Source organism: uncultured Polaribacter sp. (assembly GCF_947500975.1).
Taxonomy (GTDB): domain Bacteria; phylum Bacteroidota; class Bacteroidia; order Flavobacteriales; family Flavobacteriaceae; genus Polaribacter.
The window spans coordinates 41,310-60,599 of sequence record NZ_CANMUE010000003.1; the positions used below are offsets into that span (position 1 = coordinate 41,310).

Annotated in this window: 19 protein-coding genes and 1 tRNA gene; 15 read left to right on the forward strand and 5 right to left on the reverse strand. The window is 29.1% G+C overall.

The genetic code is table 11. The annotated features are described in order from the left end of the window. Positions 1-47 precede the first annotated feature (47 nt). Positions 48-497 (forward strand): 6-carboxytetrahydropterin synthase, encoded by a 450-nt coding sequence (locus Q0733_RS03890; RefSeq protein WP_298779221.1) that lies wholly within the window; start codon positions 48-50, stop codon positions 495-497. A gap of 75 nt (positions 498-572) precedes the next feature. Then, positions 573-1,121, forward strand: a complete 549-nt coding sequence (locus Q0733_RS03895) for a hypothetical protein (RefSeq protein ID WP_298779223.1) — start codon at positions 573-575, stop codon at positions 1,119-1,121. 57 nt (positions 1,122-1,178) lie between these two features. Here the strand turns inward: Q0733_RS03895 and pth are convergent, their stop codons facing one another. From pth to Q0733_RS03910, 3 genes are all read right to left on the reverse strand, one after another. Further along, the gene (gene pth / locus Q0733_RS03900; protein ID WP_298779226.1) at positions 1,179-1,808 is read right to left on the reverse strand and encodes an aminoacyl-tRNA hydrolase; all 630 of its coding nucleotides are present in this window, start codon (positions 1,806-1,808) and stop codon (positions 1,179-1,181) included. Between the two features lie 97 nt (positions 1,809-1,905). After that, complete coding sequence (locus Q0733_RS03905) at positions 1,906-2,502, reverse strand: 50S ribosomal protein L25/general stress protein Ctc (RefSeq protein WP_298779228.1); 597 nt, start codon at positions 2,500-2,502, stop codon at positions 1,906-1,908. Positions 2,503-2,521: 19 nt separating this feature from the next. Beyond that, positions 2,522-3,463 (reverse strand): ribose-phosphate pyrophosphokinase, encoded by a 942-nt coding sequence (locus Q0733_RS03910; RefSeq protein ID WP_298779230.1) that lies wholly within the window; start codon positions 3,461-3,463, stop codon positions 2,522-2,524. Positions 3,464-3,579: 116 nt separating this feature from the next. Between Q0733_RS03910 and Q0733_RS03915 the strand changes: the two genes are divergently transcribed. The 5 genes from Q0733_RS03915 (at position 3,580) to Q0733_RS03935 (ending at position 7,184) form a co-directional block, all read left to right on the forward strand. After that, positions 3,580-3,661, forward strand: a tRNA-Leu gene (locus Q0733_RS03915). 131 nt (positions 3,662-3,792) lie between these two features. Further along, a complete protein-coding gene (locus Q0733_RS03920; protein WP_298779233.1) occupies positions 3,793-4,374 on the forward strand; it encodes a HupE/UreJ family protein in 582 nt (193 codons plus the stop codon). 43 nt (positions 4,375-4,417) lie between these two features. Further along, positions 4,418-4,843 carry a dCMP deaminase family protein gene (locus tag Q0733_RS03925; RefSeq protein ID WP_298779235.1) on the forward strand — a complete coding sequence of 142 codons (426 nt, stop codon included), beginning with the start codon at positions 4,418-4,420 and terminating at the stop codon, positions 4,841-4,843. Next, entirely contained in the window at positions 4,836-6,407 is a 1,572-nt protein-coding gene (locus Q0733_RS03930; RefSeq protein ID WP_298779237.1) for a S41 family peptidase, read from the forward strand. The genes Q0733_RS03925 and Q0733_RS03930 overlap by 8 nt, the downstream gene beginning before the upstream one ends. Before the next feature lie 15 nt (positions 6,408-6,422). Continuing rightward, entirely contained in the window at positions 6,423-7,184 is a 762-nt protein-coding gene (locus tag Q0733_RS03935; protein WP_298779239.1) for a UDP-2,3-diacylglucosamine diphosphatase, read from the forward strand. Here the strand turns inward: Q0733_RS03935 and Q0733_RS03940 are convergent. Together Q0733_RS03940 and Q0733_RS03945 are read right to left on the reverse strand one after the other, a co-directional pair. After that, on the reverse strand, positions 7,181-7,717 hold the full coding sequence (locus Q0733_RS03940) for a GNAT family N-acetyltransferase (protein ID WP_298779241.1): 537 nt from the start codon (positions 7,715-7,717) through the stop codon (positions 7,181-7,183). The genes Q0733_RS03935 and Q0733_RS03940 overlap by 4 nt on opposite strands. A 129-nt stretch (positions 7,718-7,846) precedes the next feature. Further along, positions 7,847-10,696 (reverse strand): TonB-dependent receptor, encoded by a 2,850-nt coding sequence (locus Q0733_RS03945; protein WP_298779243.1) that lies wholly within the window; start codon positions 10,694-10,696, stop codon positions 7,847-7,849. Between the two features lie 232 nt (positions 10,697-10,928). On the opposite strand from Q0733_RS03945, the gene Q0733_RS03950 reads away from it, so the two are divergent. The 8 genes from Q0733_RS03950 to Q0733_RS03985 all read left to right on the forward strand — a co-directional run bounded on the left by Q0733_RS03950 (position 10,929) and on the right by Q0733_RS03985 (position 19,226). Further along, positions 10,929-11,918 carry a MoxR family ATPase gene (locus Q0733_RS03950; RefSeq protein ID WP_298779246.1) on the forward strand — a complete coding sequence of 330 codons (990 nt, stop codon included), beginning with the start codon at positions 10,929-10,931 and terminating at the stop codon, positions 11,916-11,918. Between the two features lie 84 nt (positions 11,919-12,002). Next, positions 12,003-12,872: a DUF58 domain-containing protein gene (locus Q0733_RS03955; RefSeq protein ID WP_298779249.1), complete on the forward strand. Its 870-nt coding sequence runs from the start codon at positions 12,003-12,005 to the stop codon at positions 12,870-12,872. Between the two features lie 5 nt (positions 12,873-12,877). Beyond that, positions 12,878-13,795, forward strand: a complete 918-nt coding sequence (locus Q0733_RS03960; protein ID WP_298779251.1) for a BatD family protein — start codon at positions 12,878-12,880, stop codon at positions 13,793-13,795. After that, on the forward strand, positions 13,782-14,789 hold the full coding sequence (locus Q0733_RS03965; RefSeq protein ID WP_298779902.1) for a VWA domain-containing protein: 1,008 nt from the start codon (positions 13,782-13,784) through the stop codon (positions 14,787-14,789). The genes Q0733_RS03960 and Q0733_RS03965 overlap by 14 nt, the downstream gene beginning before the upstream one ends. Before the next feature lie 8 nt (positions 14,790-14,797). Beyond that, complete coding sequence (locus tag Q0733_RS03970; protein WP_298779253.1) at positions 14,798-15,844, forward strand: VWA domain-containing protein; 1,047 nt, start codon at positions 14,798-14,800, stop codon at positions 15,842-15,844. Positions 15,845-15,847: 3 nt separating this feature from the next. Beyond that, the gene (locus Q0733_RS03975) at positions 15,848-16,675 is read left to right on the forward strand and encodes a tetratricopeptide repeat protein (protein WP_298779255.1); all 828 of its coding nucleotides are present in this window, start codon (positions 15,848-15,850) and stop codon (positions 16,673-16,675) included. A 30-nt stretch (positions 16,676-16,705) separates the two neighbouring features. Further along, positions 16,706-18,466 (forward strand): BatD family protein, encoded by a 1,761-nt coding sequence (locus Q0733_RS03980; protein ID WP_298779258.1) that lies wholly within the window; start codon positions 16,706-16,708, stop codon positions 18,464-18,466. Position 18,467: 1 nt separating this feature from the next. Further along, positions 18,468-19,226 (forward strand): SH3 domain-containing protein, encoded by a 759-nt coding sequence (locus tag Q0733_RS03985; protein WP_298779260.1) that lies wholly within the window; start codon positions 18,468-18,470, stop codon positions 19,224-19,226. Positions 19,227-19,290: the final 64 nt, after the last annotated feature.

Consider the following 19,290-nt stretch of genomic DNA (forward strand, 5'->3'; position numbering starts at 1 on the left):
GTATTAGTTATTGTCTATTTTTATAACAAATTTAGAAACAGACGTTAATGAGTACTATTAGAATTACAAAACAATTCAACTTTGAAACTGGGCATGCATTATACGGATATGATGGCAAGTGTAAAAACGTTCACGGTCATTCTTACAAGCTATCTGTAACCGTTTCTGGCAAACCAATTACAGATAATACTAACGTAAAATTTGGAATGGTTATCGATTTTTCTGACCTAAAAAAAATTGTAAAAGAAGAAATTGTTGATTTGTTTGATCATGCAACTGTTTTTAATAAAAACACGCCTCATATTGAGCTAGCAAAAGAATTAAAAGCAAGAGATCATCATGTTATTTTAGTTGATTATCAGCCAACTAGTGAAATGATGGTAATAGATTTTGCAAAAAAAATTAAAAGTAGATTACCAAAAAACATTAAGCTGCATTCTATAAAATTACAAGAAACAGATACTTCTTTTGCAGAATGGTATGCTAGTGAAAATTAAAAATTTATCTAAAAACCAAATTACTAACAATATCTTGACTTTTAATAAGTTATATTTTACAAAAAAATATTTATCATGAAATTTCTTAAAATTACTTTCTTTTTATTTTTATCTTTAACACTTATAAGTTGTAGTGATAGTGATGAAACACCTATTTACACATTATCAACATCTAATATTGCGGGTACTTATAATATGAATAGCTTTAATGTTGATGTAGATTTATCTACAGAAGTAACTACAGGTGTATCTGCAACATTTTCTACAATAAAAATTATTGGGGATATTTTTCAGATTGATTTTGTTTTAAATTCTAGTGGTTCTTACACTGTTTCAGGGCAATATAGTGTTACAACAACAACAAGTGTAGTTGGTGGTACTAGCACAGAAGATTCTTCAATTGTTAGTTTTACTGATTCTGGAACATTTAGTGTGAATGCAACCGAAAACACAATTACTTTTAACTCATCTCAAGATGATTTCTTAGGAAACGAGTATTTAGATAAAACTTTTAATGTTACCGTTTTTAATGAAACTTCTTTTACGATTACCCAAGAAGCCGAAAAAACTATTGAACCAATTACAACTAAAGCTAATGGCGAAGTTAAATTTGTAAGACAATAATTTACAAAATATACTATATTTTAAAAAGCTGTTTTTATTAAATTAAAATAGCTTTTTTTATTTTCCATTAAAAGTATTCATGGTGTTAGCTAAGCCAGCCGTACCAAAAGAAGTTATTACTTTTGCTGATATTGGTAAACGCTCTATTAATTGGCTAGTTTCTTCCTTATTCCATTCTCCTAAAACAAAATCTACTTGTTTTCCTCTACTATAATTACCACCAACTCCAAATCTAAAACGAGCATATTGTTGGGTATTTAATTTCTCTTGAATATCTTTTAAACCATTATGACCACCAGCAGAACCTTTTGCTTTTAATCTTATGGTACCAAAATCGATATTTATATCATCTGTAATAATTAAAATATTTTCAATAGCAATTTTCTCTTGCTGCATCCAATATTTAACTGCTTTTCCACTTAAATTCATAAACGTACTTGGCTTTAACAAAATAAAAGTTCTTCCTTTAAATCTAAAATTAGCAACATCTCCTAGCTTTTCAGTTTCAAAAGTAGCATTGTGTTCTTTTGCAACTTCATCAAGAATTTTAAAACCTATATTATGACGTGTATTTGTGTATTTTTCACCAATATTACCTAAACCAACAATTAAAAATTTCTTCATCAATTCTTCTTTAGTTTCAACTTTAATTCTAAATATTTTATAAAAGAATTCTTTTAAGTTCATTTAGCAAAAATACTATAAGTTACTGAAATAAATTCTAGACAATAAAAAAGCGTTACTAAAACAGTAACGCTTTTTATAATTTATTTAGAATATAAAATTATTCTGCAGCTGGTGTAGCTTCAGTTTCTTCTTCATCTGCTGCAACAGTTGCATTTCTAGAAGTTCTAACTTGTACTACAACTGTATTTTCTGGGTGCATAAATGTATAATCATCATTAAATAAAGATGATAAAACTAATTTACTTCCAATCTTTAAGCCAGATATATCAGCAGTAACAAAATCTGGAAGATTTGCTGGTAATGCTTTAATTTTTAATTTACGGTTTGTAAAACGTAAAGATCCACCATTTAATACACCTGGTGAAGTTCCTGTTAATTTTACAGGAATATTCATTGTAACTTCTTTATCATCAAATAATTGATAAAAATCTACATGTAAAATTTTATCAGTTACTGGATGAAACTGAATGTCTTGTAAAATTGTTAGTATTTTTTCTCCATCAACATTAATTGTTGCGGTATATACATTTGGAGTATATACTAAACTTTTAAATGCTTTTTCTTCTGCAGAAAAATGCACTGGTTTATCTCCTCCGTAAATAACGCAAGGAACCATACCAGCATTACGTAAGGCTTTGGTTGCTACCTTTCCTACGCTTTCTCTTTTTGATCCTTTAATTGTAATTGATTTCATTACTTTTTTATTAATTTTGTTACATTAAAAATTGTCCACTAATTGAAGTGTTTTCTTGCACTTTATGCATAACATCCGCAAATAATGGCGCGCAAGATACAACTTTAATTTTAGATGTCTCCTTTTTTAGAGGAATTGTATCAGAAACAATTAATTCTGTTAATCCTGATTTTTCTATTTTATCATAGGCTCCTCCAGATAAAATTGGGTGTGTACAAATTGCTCTAACGCTTAACGCCCCTCTTTCAATCATTAGATCTGCAGCGTGAGCTAAGGTTCCACCTGTATCAATCATATCATCAACCAAAATTACATTTTTACCATTTACATCACCAATTAATTCCATATGCCCTATTACATTGGCTTTTTTACGCTGTTTATAACAAATTACAACATCCGAAAGTAAATGTTTTGAATAGGCATACGCTCTTTTAGAACCTCCCATATCTGGTGATGCAATTGTTAAGTTTTCAAGTTTTAAACTCTCTATATAAGGCATAAAAATTGTTGAAGCATATAGATGATCTACTGGTTTTTCAAAAAAACCTTGAATCTGATCTGCATGTAAATCCATTGTCATAATTCTAGTAGCACCTGCTACTTGTAGTAAATTTGCCACTAATTTAGCGCCAATAGCTACTCTTGGTTTATCTTTTCTGTCTTGTCTTGCCCAACCAAAATATGGCATTACTGCAGTAATATGTCTTGCAGATGCTCTTTTTGCTGCATCTATCATTAATAACATTTCCATTAAATTATCTGCTGTTGGAAATGTTGAACCAATTAAAAAAACTCTTCTTCCTCTAACAGATTCTTCAAAAGCTGGTTGAAATTCACCATCGCTAAAATGTGTTGTAATTACATTTCCTAATTCTGCACCATATTCTTTAGCTATCTTTGCTCCTAAAGCAGTACTTTGTGAACAAGCAAAAAGCTTGGGTGTAAGTTGATTTATAGACATTTAGTTGTATTTTGTTGTTGTTGCCACAAAAATATAAATTATTTAATGAGTTTGAATGAAAAATTCGATATTAAAACTAAAAATATTTATTAGCTTTGCATTGCTATTATTTACTTGCTCAAGTGGCGGAATTGGTAGACGCGCTGGATTCAAAATCCAGTTCTTTCGGGAGTGTGGGTTCGATTCCCACCTTGAGTACAGATAAAAACCTTAACTTTAAAAGTTGAGGTTTTTTTGAACACAATAAAATGTAAAAAACACCCATACTGCTAACCTTTGTAAAACCTTCTCTTTTTTAATACCTTTGAGGAAATTTTTTAGCTATAAAAATGGATGATTTTTTATTATATATAAAAATGGGATTAACCCATGTTTTAGATTTTTTTGCCTACGACCATATTCTTTTTTTAATTGTATTAGCAGTAGTTTTTACATATAAACAATGGAAAAAAGTATTGTGGTTAGTAACACTTTTTACTATTGGTCATTCAATTACATTGGCATTATCTGCCTATGAAATCATTAAATTTAAAGTTAATATTATTGAGTTTTTAATTCCTTTAACAATATTTATTACAGGAGTAATTAATATTATAAACCTAAAAGGAAAAATTAATGAAAAAGAAAATATCAACTTAATTTTCGCGTTCTTTTTTGGTTTAATCCATGGCCTTGGTTTTTCTAATTATTTTAAATTGATGATTGGAGAAGAAGAAAGTAAATTTTTACCTTTAATAGAATTTGCATTAGGTATAGAACTTGCGCAAGTAATTATTGTTTTAACAATTTTGATAGTTGGTAGCATCATTCAAAAATTAATAAAAAACAGTAGAAAATATTGGATTGCTATTTGTTCATCAATTGTTATATTAATTTCTATCCAAATGATGATTGAAAGAGTCTTTTGGTAAAAAATTAACGCCTTAATCTTACAAATATTTTTACATTCGTTTTATGACAAAGCAAAAGCAGCTAAAATATGATAAAGCCTATCTTAAAATGGCTTTTGAATGGGGTAAATTATCTCATTGCAAACGCAAACAAGTAGGCGCTTTAATTGTAAAAGATAGAATGATTATTTCTGATGGTTTTAATGGAACTCCAACAGGTTTTGATAATTGTTGCGAAGACGAAGAAGGGATAACTAAGTGGGAAGTTTTACACGCAGAAGCAAACGCAATTTTAAAAGTTGCATCATCCACTCAATCTGCAAAAAACGCTACTTTATATATTACATTATCACCCTGCAAACAATGCAGCAAACTCATACATCAAGCAGGTATTAAACGTGTTGTATATGCCAGAAAATATAAAGATTCTTCGGGATTAGATTTCTTAGAAAAAGCAGGTGTAGAAATAATGCATTTACCTTATGAATAAAAATAACTTACCCTTGTATTTTGCTTTTGCAGTAATTTTAGGAATCTTAATTGGTACTTTTTTTGGCGGAAGTTCTAATAATATATTATCTCTTTCTAAAAATACATCACAAGAACAAAAAATTAAAAAGTTAATTAACTTTATCGAAAAAGATTATGTAGATACTGTAAATACAGACAATCTTTTAGATGGTGCAATTACGCAAATGTTGGGTAAATTAGACCCACACTCTGTTTATATTCCTAAAGAAAACTTACAAGCAGTTACTGAAAATATGCAAGGTAATTTTGTTGGAATTGGTGTACAATTTAGAATGATAAACGATTCTATAACCGTAATTCAACCTATAAAAGGTGGGCCAAGTATTAAAGCTGGAATAAAAGCTGGAGACAGAATTTTAATCGCTGATAAAGACACTCTTTTTGGAAAAAGAATAAGAAGTAATAAAGTACCAAAATATTTAAAAGGAAAGCCTAATACAAACGTTAAACTTCAAATTTATAGAAAAACAAACGACTCACTATTTACAGTAAACATTATCCGAGGAAAAGTAAACATTAAAAGTGTAGATTTAGCTTATATGATTAACGATTCCGTTGGCTATATTAAATTAGATCGTTTTGCAAATAATACTTTTACTGAATTTAAAACCTCTTTAAATTCTTTAATTAAGAACGGAATGTCTGATCTAGTACTAGATTTAAGAGGAAATGGCGGTGGTTTTATTCACATTGCCAATAGTATTATTGATGAATTTTTAGAAGACGATAAACTAATGGTTTTCACAAAAAACAATAAAGGTTACATAGAAAAATCTTTTGCAACTTCAAAAGGAGCTTTTGAAAAAGGAGGTTTATATGTTTTAATTGATGAAAATTCCGCCTCTGCTTCCGAAATTGTAGCTGGTGCTTTACAAGACAATGACAAAGGAACCATTATTGGACGTCGTTCTTTTGGAAAAGGATTAGTGCAAGTAGAAATGGATTTAGGAGATGGCTCTGCAGTGCGTTTAACAACTGCACGCTATTATACTCCAACAGGGCGCTCAATTCAAAAACCTTATTCTGGTGAGAATAACAAAGATTACTATAAAGAATATCAAAAAAGATTTACAAATGGTGAATTATTGAACAAAGACAGTATTCCTGTAGTAGATTCATTAAAATATACAACTCCAAAAGGTAAAATAGTTTTTGGAGGTGGAGGCATTGTACCTGATGTTTTTGTAGCTATGGATACAACTTCCTACATGTCTCCATTTTATTTTAACACCATAAACGACTTTGCTTTTGATTATGTTGACAATAATAGAAAAAAGCTAAAAAAATGGAATGTAGATAATTTTATTGCTGATTTTGATGCAGATGAAACTATTTTTGATACTTATTTAAAACAACAAAAAGACAAAGTAACTCCATCTTTTAAAACCAAACAAAACATTAAAAAATACTTAAAGGCATCAATTGCAAATGTATTATTTGGTGATGTTGGGTTTTACAGAATTATCCATAAAGATGATAAAATGCTTCAAAAAGTATTAGAGTTGGAAAGTATAGAGGAATAACGTTTCTTTGTAACAATGATTACTATCACTACCTCTAAAAACAAAAAAGTCTATTTTGCTTCAGATCAACATTTAGGAGCACCAACTCCAGAAGCTAGTTTACCTCGCGAAAAAAAGTTTGTAGCCTGGTTAGACGAAGTTAAAAAAGATGCAGAAGCAATTTTTTTATTAGGTGATTTGTTCGATTTTTGGCACGAATATAAAACGGTTGTTCCTAAAGGATTTGTTAGAGTTTTAGGAAAACTTGCTGAAATTAGAGATTCAGGAATTCCTATTTATTTTTTTGTTGGTAATCATGATTTATGGATGAACGATTATTTTGAAAAAGAATTAAATATTCCCGTATATCATAAACCTCAAGAATTTATCATCAACAATAAAAAGTTTTTAATTGGTCATGGAGATGGTTTAGGACCTGGAGACAAAGGTTTTAAACGCATGAAAAAAGTGTTTACATTCCCTTTATTTAAATGGATGTTTAGATGGCTTCATCCAGATTTAGGTGTTAAACTAGGGCAATATATGTCTGTAAAAAACAAACTAATTTCTGGTGATGAAGATGCTAAATATTTAGGAGATGAAAATGAATGGTTAGTGCAATATTGCAAGCAAAAACTAACACAAGAACACTATGATTATTTTGTATTCGGTCATAGACATTTGCCTTTAGAAATAGAACTACAAGAAAACTCAAAATACATTAATTTAGGAGATTGGATTCAGTATTTTACGTATGGTAAATTTGATGAAAAAGAGTTTTTATTGAAAAAATATTAAACCTCTAAAGAAACAATTCTCCACATTTTATTTTCAAAATTATAATCTTTCAATTTGATAAATCCAACAGATTGATGAGCATTTAAAGACCTACTATTTTTAACATCAATTTCTGTAACAATTAACTTAAATTGCCCATTAGCACATACATCAGTCTTCATAAATTGATATAATCCCTTAAAAACACCTTTGCCTCTGTAATTTTTATCAATGCAAATTTGCCCCATTACAATATAATTTTCATCAGAAATTATACTTGACATTTCATTAAACATTGGTTTTAAAACAGGAATATCATTTGCAAAATCTAAGGTCATTGATAGTGCAAAACCAATTACTTTATTATCACATATTGCAATTGTATGTTCACATTTATCATTCATTTTTTTTAAAATTTCAAATGAATGTTCTACTGTTACAAAACCTTGTTCTACCCTTTCTTTTTCTGATAGATTTTGATATAAATTAATTTTTTGCAGTTTTAAAATTTGCTCTAATTCTGATTTAGTAGAAGATTTTTTATAAGTTATCATAGCTCCCTTTCGTTTTTAGTAAATACCCGTTTTAAAGTAGATTCATAATCCATAATTATTAAAAAATAAAGATAAAAAAATGCTACTTGAAAAAGTAGCATTTTACTAATATATAATTTTAATTATTGATTAGAATCTGTAGTTTAATGATAAGTTAAACATAGTTCCTAATTGACTAAAGTGGTAACCATCATAAGTCATTTGAGAATAACGTTGGTTAAATGTAATTAAATCAGACTGGTTTTGAATTTCAGTTTGACCAGTAGAAGTAATTGCTGTACTATCAATAATAGCTTGTCCTGTAGCATTTTCAGCTTTAAATGCCCACTCTGGTAATACATTTAATAAATTATTTACATTTAATGCAATTGTAAGTTTTTCTGTTGCATTAAAGTTAATACCTAAATCTGTTACAACCTTAGGTGTAAATTCTGTTCTTAAATTAGAATCTAAACCTTGTTGCTTAAATGTTGTTTTTCCAAAATATGTATTATTTAATGACAATCCCCATTTACCAATATCATAGTTAGTGCCTAAAATCCATTTTGTTTGAGGCCTAGAAGTAAAAAATAATGCTTCTTGAGTATCATTAACAACAGATTGTCCTGCATCAGAAACTAGAGTTGGATTCTTAACATCTCCATCTCTTTCATTTTGAATTGTATAATTACCAGATAAGTTAAAGCCTAATTTTCCATTACCAACTTCAATACCTTGATAACCAATTACTACATCTATTCCCGAAGTTTTAGTATCTATTGCATTAGAGAAAAAACTTAAATCAGATAAATTATTATCTCTTAAAATATCATCAAGTGGTGTAGTACCAATATTAACACCTTCACTATCAAAAGCCGTTCCTGTAATTTCAGAACCTAAAACAATTCTATCTTTAACAACAATGTTGTAGTAATCAAAAGTAAAACTTAAATGTCTATTAACTTTACCTCCAAAACCTAATGTAAAGTTTGTTGAAGTTTCAGCATCTAATTTATCTAAACCTAATAAACCTGCTTGTGTAGATACGTTATTTACCAAACCACCTACTTGAATTCCTTGTCCAGGCACAAAACTATATTGCGCTTTTTGAGTATAAATTTGATGTAAAGTTGGTGCTCTAAACCCTGTAGATAAAGAACTTCTTAATGTATACTTGTCGTTTATTGTATATGCTCCACTTGCTTTCCAAACAAAAGCATTTCCAAAATCAGAATAATTTTCAGACCTAATAGTACCGTCCAAAGTTAAGTTTTCAGAAGGGTTCCAGTTTAATGATGCATAACCACCAAAGTTGTAACGTGTAAACTTTCCTGAATTTTCAGGACTGTTTCCTGAAAATGAATCTGCACCACCACCATCATAAGATGCTAATTCTCCTTCAATAACTTCAAAAGTTTCATATCTAAACTCCGTACCAAAAGCAACACTTAAATTATCAGAAAGTATTTTAGAAATATCCATATTACCAACATTGTGAGAAAAAGCAGTTCCTCCTGGATCAAAAGATTTTTTACTATTTTCTCTATATAATTGAGACCCTTCGGTAATTTCTCCATCATCAACAATGCCATCACCATCAGCATCTACCCAAGTAGAAGGAGAATATACAAGGTTTCTATTATGAGAATCATTAATTTTATATGTTTGAGAATTTCCACCAGTAGTAAAACTAGCATCAATATTCCATTCATTTTTAACCGTTTTAAAACCTATGGTTGCATTATAATCATTTAAATCTCCTTCAAAAGTAGGCACATATCCATCATAACCTCCATCTGTAGTTGGATTATCTCCTGGGAAAAAATCTGCTAAATATGGCATATCCTCTACTGTTCTCCAATACGGAGTTCTATAATTTGCATAACTATTTACTTTTTTATTTATAAAAGCAGCATTAAAATACAGTTTAGATTCTTCACTTAATTTATATTCACCATTCACTAAAAATTTAGCGGCAGCAGTTTCTGGTGAACCGTTAATATTCCCAGCATCAGGATTTCTTGTTAAAAACTCTTGTACAAAAGCTAAATCAGCACCAAAACCTAAATCACCATCAGCCTCAGCTACTGCGTTTACAGTTCCTGGTCTGTTTGATAAACTAGTTTTAGAAAAATCTACTGTATAGTTTATAAACCCTTTATCATCACCAATTGAAGAACCATTATTTATACTAACTCCAAACATTTCTCCATCTCCTTCAGATGTTATACCTGTTCTTAACGTAGCAGAACCTCCTTTTGGTGTATCTTTTAAAATAATGTTTATTACACCCGCAATTGCATCAGAACCATACTGTGCAGAAGCCCCATCTCTTAATACTTCAACTGTTTTAATAGCATCTGTAGGAATACCAGAAATATCTGAACCTGTTTCTCCTCTACCTGGAGAAGTTTGTGTATACAATAAAGCACTTAAATTTTTACGCTTACCATTAATTAAAATTAAGGTTCTACTTGGTCCCATATTTCTAATTTCATAAGGGTCTAATAAAGAAGTTGCATCGTTAACTGGTGTTTGTACAGTGTTAAATGATGGAATCTTATATTGTAAAGCCTTATCAAAAGTTGTTTGACCAGTTGATATTAAATCCTTTGCAGAAACAACATCTATTGGTAAAGGGCTTTTTGTATTACTTCTTTGAGGAGTTCTAGAACCTGTAATAACTATTTCATCTAAAGATTCACTTCCTTCTTCAACAACAATTGTTACTGCTGCGTTAGAAGTTATACTTACTTCCTTAGTTTTATAACCAATAGAAGAAACTACAATAGTAACTGGTAAACTTTTTACTGTTAAGTTAAACTCTCCATTATCATCCGTAGTAGCACCATTACTTGTACCTTTTTGTATCACATTCATATAAGGTATAACCTCACCAGAAGTGTCTGTAACTTTCCCCTTTATTGTTTGCGCTGCCAATGAAATTGGTAAGAACAATAAAAAAACTGCTAAAATTTTAAATACGTTTTTTTGTTTCATATATTAAATATTTTTTGTTTATAAAAACAAATATTAAGGTTTTATTTGAATAAGGCAAATAATTTTAACATTTTATTAAGAAAAAAACCTAAAAAAAATAAATATATCAATCATTTAACAATTAAATTACATTTTAAATTATTAATATCTTTAACCTTCTTTTAACAAAAAAAAAAATGTTAAAATTGTAGCTTTGTAAGTAGAACAAATTATTAATTAATTATCAGATATAATGGATGTAGATGTTAGAGCTATTAATGAAAAAATTGAAAGAGAAAGTGCCTTTATAGACATACTAACCTTAGAAATGAATAAGGTAATTGTTGGACAAAAACAAATGATAGAAAGTTTGTTAATTGGTCTACTTGGTAATGGACATATTTTATTAGAAGGTGTACCGGGTTTAGCAAAAACTTTGGCAATCAATACTTTATCTAAAGCTGTACAAGGCAGTTTTAGTAGAGTTCAGTTTACTCCAGATTTATTACCTGCCGATGTTGTTGGAACTATGATTTACAACATGAAAGACAATGATTTTTCTATTAAAAAAGGCCCAATTTTTGCAAATTTTGTTTTAGCTGATGAAATAAACAGAGCACCGGCAAAAGTACAATCTGCATTATTAGAAGCTATGCAAGAGCGTCAAATTACAATTGGCGACACTACTTTTAAATTAGATGAGCCTTTTTTAGTAATGGCAACTCAAAATCCTGTAGAACAAGAAGGAACATACCCTTTGCCAGAAGCACAAGTTGATAGATTTATGCTAAAAGTGGTTATTGATTATCCTAAACTACAAGACGAGCAAGTTATTATGCGTCAGAATTTAAGTGGAGGATATGAAAAAGTAAACCCTGTAATTACTGTAGATCAGATTATAAAAGCTAGAGAAGTGGCTGCTGAGGTTTATATGGATGAAAAAATTGAAAAATACATTCTAGATATCATTTTTGCAACACGTTATCCAGAGAAATATAATTTGTCAAATTTAAAAGATTTAATCAGTTTTGGAGCTTCACCTCGTGGAAGTATCAATTTAGCAAAAGCAGCAAAATGTTACGCTTTTATTAAAAGAAGAGGATATGTAATTCCAGAAGACGTTAGGGCTGTAGTTACAGATGTTTTACGTCACAGAATTGGAATTACTTATGAAGCCGAAGCAGAAAATGTAACTTCTGTAGATATTATTAATTCTATTATTAATGAGGTTGAAGTACCTTAAAAATTGTTAAATCGTGGAATTGTTTAACTGTTGAAAGGCAGGTAAACAAGCAATTAAACAAATACACAATTAAACGATTAAACTTTGGAAACAAAAGAAATACTTAAAAAAGTTCGTAAAATAGAGATTAAGACAAGGCGTTTGTCTGATCATATTTTTGGAGGAGAATACCATTCATCATTCAAAGGACGTGGTATGACTTTTTCTGAAGTTCGCCAGTACCAATTTGGAGATGATGTAAGAGCAATAGATTGGAATGTTACTGCACGATATAACGAACCTTACATAAAAGTTTTTGAAGAAGAACGTGAATTAACAATGTTGTTAATGGTAGATGTTTCTGGTTCAGAACTTTTTGGAACATCAACACAATTTAAAAAAGATACAGTTACAGAAATTGCTGCAACACTTGCCTTTTCGGCAACTCAAAATAACGATAAAGTGGGTTTAGTTTTATTTTCTGATGATGTAGAACTATATATTCCTCCCAAAAAAGGAAAAAGCCATGTTTTAAGAATCATTAGAGAACTAATTGAATTTAAACCCAAAAGTAAAAAGACTAATATTGCAGCTGCTTTAAAATTTTTATCTAGTGTGATGAAAAAGAAAGCCATTGTTTTTATGCTGTCTGATTTTATGGACGATGATTATGAAAAAACATTAAAAATTGCTGGTAAAAAGCACGATTTAACAGGGATTAGAGTCTATGATAAACATGATGAAGAAATTCCTAATTTAGGAATGGTACCAATGTTAGATGCAGAAACAGGAACTGTACAGGTAGTAAATACATCATCAAAATCAACCAGAAAAAATTACAAAGCAAATGCTTTAAGACTTTCTGATTATTACACAAATACCTTTAAAAGAAGTGGTGCAGGAACCATCAATACAAGAGTTGATGAAAGCTACGTGAAAAAATTATTAGGATATTTTAAACATAAAGGAAGGTAAACAAAATGAGAAAATATATTCTACATATCTTTTTATTATTAATTTCATCTATTGCATTTGCCCAAAATTCCATGGTAAAAATGCAATCAGAAACCTCACAAATTAGAATTGGAGAACAATTTAATTTAAGTGTTACTGTAAATGAAACTGAAAATGTAATTTTACCTAAATTAGAATTAAAAGGATTAGAAGTTATCGATTCTTCAAAGGTTGATACACTTAATAATGTGCTTATTCAAAAGTATATTATAACTGGTTTTGATAGCGGCGCATATTACATTCCGCAACAACAAATATTTGTAAAAAACCAAGCATATCTTACAGATTCTTTATTAATAAATGTTGTTACAGTACCTATAGATACAACAAAAATTAAGAAATTTCCTATTAAAGCAATCAAAGCAGAACCTTATGTTTTTGATGATTTTAAAATGTACATCTACATTCTTATTGCAGCTTTAATAATAATTGGATTTTGGATTTATTATTTCGTTTTTAGAAAGCGTAAAATTGAAGAGGATATACCAACTTATAAAGCCTTACCGCCTTATGATGAAGCTATGTTTAAATTAAATGAATTAGACGAAAAACTGTTGTGGCAAAACAACAAAACAAAAGAATATTATAGTGAACTTACAGACATTCTAAGAGGTTATATTGAAAGAGAATTACATGTGCCTGCTTTAGAAAAAACAACCGATGAGATTATAGAAACTTTAACCGATTTTAATACATCAAACACAATATTAACATCAAATGAAACTATTAAAAAGTTAAAAGATTTATTACAAGAAGCAGATTTAGTGAAGTTTGCAAAATCGAAACCTTTAGCTTTAGAAATTGAAGAAGATAGAAAAGATGCTGAAGATATTGTTAGTAATTTAAAACCTAAACCAGCTATTGAAGATGATGAATTGGAGTAATTTTGAATTTCTAAATCCAGAGTTTTTTTGGTTGCTAGCCGTAATTCCTTTGTTAGCAATTTGGCATTTTTTTATGCGTAAAAAAGACGCAGCAATTTTAACAATGCCAAGTGTTAAAGGCTTTAAAGCAGAAAAATCTTTTTTATCAAAATTAAAACCACTTTTATATCTTTTAAGATTACTTGCTTTAGCCGCAGTAATTGTTGCTCTAGCAAGACCAAGAAACGTTTCCGTAAGTAAAAAAACTAAATCAAATAAAGGAATTGATATTGTAATGGCAATTGATGTTTCTGCTAGTATGTTAGCCAGAGATTTAAAACCAAACAGATTAGAAGCACTAAAAAAAGTAGCTGTAAATTTTATTGATAGAAGACCTAATGATAGAATTGGTATTGTAGTTTATGCCGGAGAAAGTTTTACCCAAACACCTATAACAAGTGATAAAGGCATTGTAAAGCGTACAATTTCTGAATTAAAATGGGGGCAATTAGAAGGCGGAACAGCTATTGGAATGGGTTTAGGTTCTGGTGTAAACAGATTAAAAGAAAGTAAGGCAAAAAGTAAAGTAATTATTTTATTAACGGATGGTGTAAACAATTCAGGAAATATAGATCCAAGAACAGCAACAGAACTTGCAAAAGAATTAAATATTAAAGTATACACAATAGGAATTGGAACAAACGGAATGGCCGATTTTCCTTGGAGTAAAGACCCAAGAACTGGTAAATTAAACTTTAGGCAACAACAAGTAGAAATTGACGAAGCTTTGTTAAAAGAAATTGCTAAAGAAACAAACGGAAAGTATTTTAGAGCTACAAACAATACATCATTAAAAGAAATTTATAATGAAATTGATAAACTCGAAAAAACAAAAATTGAAGAATTTAAATATTACAATTATCAAGAAATGTATAGGTCTTTAGTCTTTTTAGCTTTAGGTTTATTAGTATTAGAATTTTTATTAAGAAACACATTATTTAAAAGTTTTATATAAATTAAGAAATGTATAGATTAGAAGAACCAATTTATTTTTATTTACTAGCAATTATTCCTATAATGATTGTTATTTTTCTATTGGTTTTATGGTGGAAAAAAAGAACGCAACGTAAATTCTCAAATCCTGATTTATTAGAAAAATTAGCACCAAACTCATCAACATTTAAATCGATATTAAAATTGATTATGTTGTTATTAGGAATTGCGTTTTTGGTAATTTCTTTGGTAAATCCAAAAATGGGATCTAAACTAAAAACTGTAAAAAGAGAAGGTGTAGATATTGTTTTTGCATTAGATGTTTCTAGAAGTATGTTGGCAGAAGATATTGCGCCAAATAGATTAGAAAAAGCAAAACAAATTATCTCTAAAATTATTAATAAACTAGGTTCAGACAGGGTTGGTATTATAATTTATGCAGGTAATTCTTATCCACTTTTACCAATTACAACAGATCATGCCGCTGCAAATATGTTTTTGCAAAATGCTAATCCAGATTTAGTTTCTAGCCAAGGTACGGCAATAAATGAAGCCTTAGAATTGGCAAAAACCTATTATAATAATGATGAGCAAACTAACAGATATTTAATTATTATTTCTGATGGAGAAGATCATCAAGAAGAAACAAAACAAGTAGCACAAAATTTAACAAACGATGGTGTAAAAATTTACACAATTGGTGTGGGTACAGAAAAAGGTGGCCCAATTCCTATGCGTTTAAATGGCTCTATGATTGGCTACAAAAAAGACAATAAAGGCGAAACTGTAATTACACAACGTAAACCAGAAGTTTTAAAAGACATAGCAGATGCTGCTGATGGAAAATATATTGATGGTAATGTTACTGAAAATCCTGTAAAAGAAATTTCAGAAATTATTGCAAATGCGCAAAAAAGCGAATTTGAAACCACACAATTTTCTGATTATAAAGACCAATTCCAATGGTTTTTAGCCATCGGAATTCTATTTTTAGTCTTAGATATTTTCTTATTCGACAAGAAAACAAAATGGTTAAGAAAAGTAGATTTATTTAACGAAGAAAAAGCAAAAAAATAAAAAATGAAATTATTACTAAACATTCTTATTTTCTGTTTGATGCTATTTTCATCCAAAGAAATTTTAGCTCAAAAAGATTCTATTGTAGCGCAACGTAATGCCAGAAAAATGGTAAGACAAGGAAATCAATTATACGCTCAAAAACAATATGCAGATGCTTCTGTTGCTTATAGAAAAGCCTTAGATAAAAGTTCTTATTATGATAAAGCAAGTTATAATTTAGGGAATGCTTTTTATCAAAATAAAAATTTTAAAGAAGCCGTACCTCAATATGAATTAACAGCAAAAACAGCTGAAAACAAAAAAACAAAAGCAGAGGCTTACCACAATATTGGTAATGCAATGATGGAACAAAAAAACTATCAAGGCGCTGTAGATGCATATAAAAACTCTTTAAGAAACAACCCTAATGACGATGAAACTCGTTATAATTTAGCAGTTGCTCAAGATTTATTAAAAAAAGAAAATCAGCAAAACAAAGACGATAAAAAGGACGACAAAAAAGACGATAAGGATAAAGATAAAAAAGATAAAGACGACAAAAATAAAGATAAGGATAAGAAAGATGGTGACGAGGATAAAGAAAAAGACAAAAAAGACGACAAAGACAAAGATGGTGAAGGAGATAAGGATAAAAAGAAAGATCAAGATCCTAAAAAGGATGATAAAAAAGATAAAGAACAAAAGCCAAAACCACAACAGGGAAAAATGTCTCCTCAGCAAATTAAGCAGTTGTTAGAAAGCTTAAATAACGAAGAGAAAAAGACTCAAAAGAAGATGAATGCTAAAAAAGCAAAAGGCAAAAAAGTAAAACAAGAAAAAGATTGGTAATAACTTTTAGTGAGATTTAGAGAGGTTAATATGAAGTTGAAATTTTACATATCAATAATAATAAGTTTACTTACGTTAACTAGTTTTGCTCAATCGGCAGAATTAAAAGTTAATATTAGTAAAAATAAATTAGGCTTAAACCAACGTTTAAAAATAGAGTTTTCTGTGAACAAACAAGGTGCAGATAATTTTAAACCACCAAAATTCACAAACTTTAAAGTTGTAGCTGGACCTAGCCAAGCTGTAAGTCAATCTTGGATTAATGGAAAGGTAAAATTTTCTCAATCTTACAGTTATATTCTTCAACCTAAAAAAAAGGGCGAGTTAATTATTAACCCAGCAAGCATACAATACAACGGAGGTACTTTAAAATCTAAAACTCTAAAAGTTATTGTTTTAGACCCTGTAGATGTACCAGACAACCCAAATGACCCTAATTATATTGCCGATCAAAATATACATTTAGTTGCAGAAATTTCTAAATCTAGACCTTATGTTGGTGAAGGAATTTATGTAGAATACAGATTGTATGTTAGTGAGAACATTAGTGTTTACGATACATCTGTAACAGAATCTCCACAATATAATGGTTTCTGGAATCAAGAAATTAAAATAAACGGATTTCCTGTAAAAATGGGTAAATACAATGGTGAAAAATACAGATATATTGTACTTCAAAAAGCATTATTGATTCCTACAAAAACAGGGAAACTTACAATTGATCCTATGAAAATGGATATTGTTATTGGTGTGCCTACAGGAAGGGCAGATTTTTTTGGTAATGTAATTACAAAAAATATTAGAAGAGAATTTGCATCAGCTAAAAAAGTAATTAGCCCTAAAAGTCTTCCTTTAGAAAACAAACCAGAAAACTTTACAGGTGCTGTTGGTAAATTTAAGTTTGATGTTTCATTAAGTAAAAACTCTTTAAAAGCCAATGAAAGCTCACAAATTAAATTGAGTGTTTCTGGAAAAGGTAACTTAAAATTATTTGAACTTCCAACTGTAGAAACTCCTGCGGAGTTAGAGATTTATCAACCAGAAAGAAAGGAAAGTGTACGTGTTGCTAGTAATGGAATTAGTGGTTCTGTTTCAGATTTATACACCGTTGTGCCACAATATAAAGGCAAATATAAAATACCAAGTACTTCTTTTTCTTACTTTAATCCTTCTGAAGAAAAATACCATACAATTTCTACTGATAACTTATTTGTAGAGGTGCTTGAGGGCAAAGAATTAATAACCAATAATAGCAATAATCTAGAGAAACAGGCAGTAACTTCATCAGGTAAAAACTTTAGATATATTCAAACCAAAAGTAATTTTGAAACTAAAGAAAACTCTGATTTTTACAAATCTTACTTGTTTTATTTGTTGCTTTTACTTCCTTTAGCAACAATTCCTATTGGAATTTTTATTGCTAAGAAGAATGAAGCACGAAATGGAGATGTTGTTGGTAAAAAGCAAAGAAAAGCAGAAAAATTAGCCAAAAAATATTTATCAGAAGCACAAAAACAATTAGGTAAAAAAGAAGCTTTTTATGAAGCTTTAGAACGTGCTTTACATAATTATTTAAAAGCTAAATTAGGTATTGAAATTGCTGATATTAGCAAAGAAAAAATTACTCAAATTTTACAACAAAAAAGTGTTGATGAAACTACTATACATCAATTTATAGATGTTTTAAAAGCTTCAGATTTTGCGCGTTATACACCAATAACAGATACAGAAATGAAACAAGAATTTGAGAGAGCAAAACAAGTAATCGTTCAATTAGATAAACAGTTGTAAGATGAAAAAAATACTATTTTTATTACTGATAATTGCCAACTCTTTAAGCGCTCAAAATACAGATGAGATATTTTCTAGTGCAAATAATTTATACAAAACAGAGAAGTTTGAAGAAGCCGTAGAACTTTATAAAAAAATAGAGTCTAAAGGTTTAGTTTCATTAGAATTATTTTACAATTTAGGAAACTCTTATTACAAGCTTAACAAAGTTGGCCCATCTATTTATTACTATGAAAAGGCTTTAAAACTTGATCCTTTAAATGAAGATGTAAAAAACAATTTGGTGTTTGCTAAACGTTTAGCGCTTGATAAAATTGAAGAATTACCAAAATCTGTTTTTCAAAAATTTAACCAAAACTATCTACAAAAGCTTTCTTACAATCAATGGGCTATTGTTGTTGTTGTTTTATCTGCATTAGCAAGTTTACTTTTTTTATTATTTTATTTTGCAGATTCTCCTTCAAAAAAACGTTTCTATTTTGCAACAAGTATTTTAAGTTTTATCTTTTTAATAGCTTCATTTTTTATTACTTACAATCAATATTCTTTTTATAAAAACAACAAAGAAGCTATTATTTTTGTTGAAAAAACAGAAGTAAGAAATGCGCCAACTTTTAACGCAGAAGAAATATTTACTTTGCATGAAGGTACAAAAGTTATTGTTTTAGATGCGGTAGATAATTGGTTAAAAATAAAAATTGCAGATGGAAAAATTGGTTGGATCATAAGCAATGAACTAAAACTGTTTAATGACTTTTAAAAAATAGTTAACAATGCTTTCAGATTTCTTTCTTATTTTTACCACTTATTTATAAAAAATAACC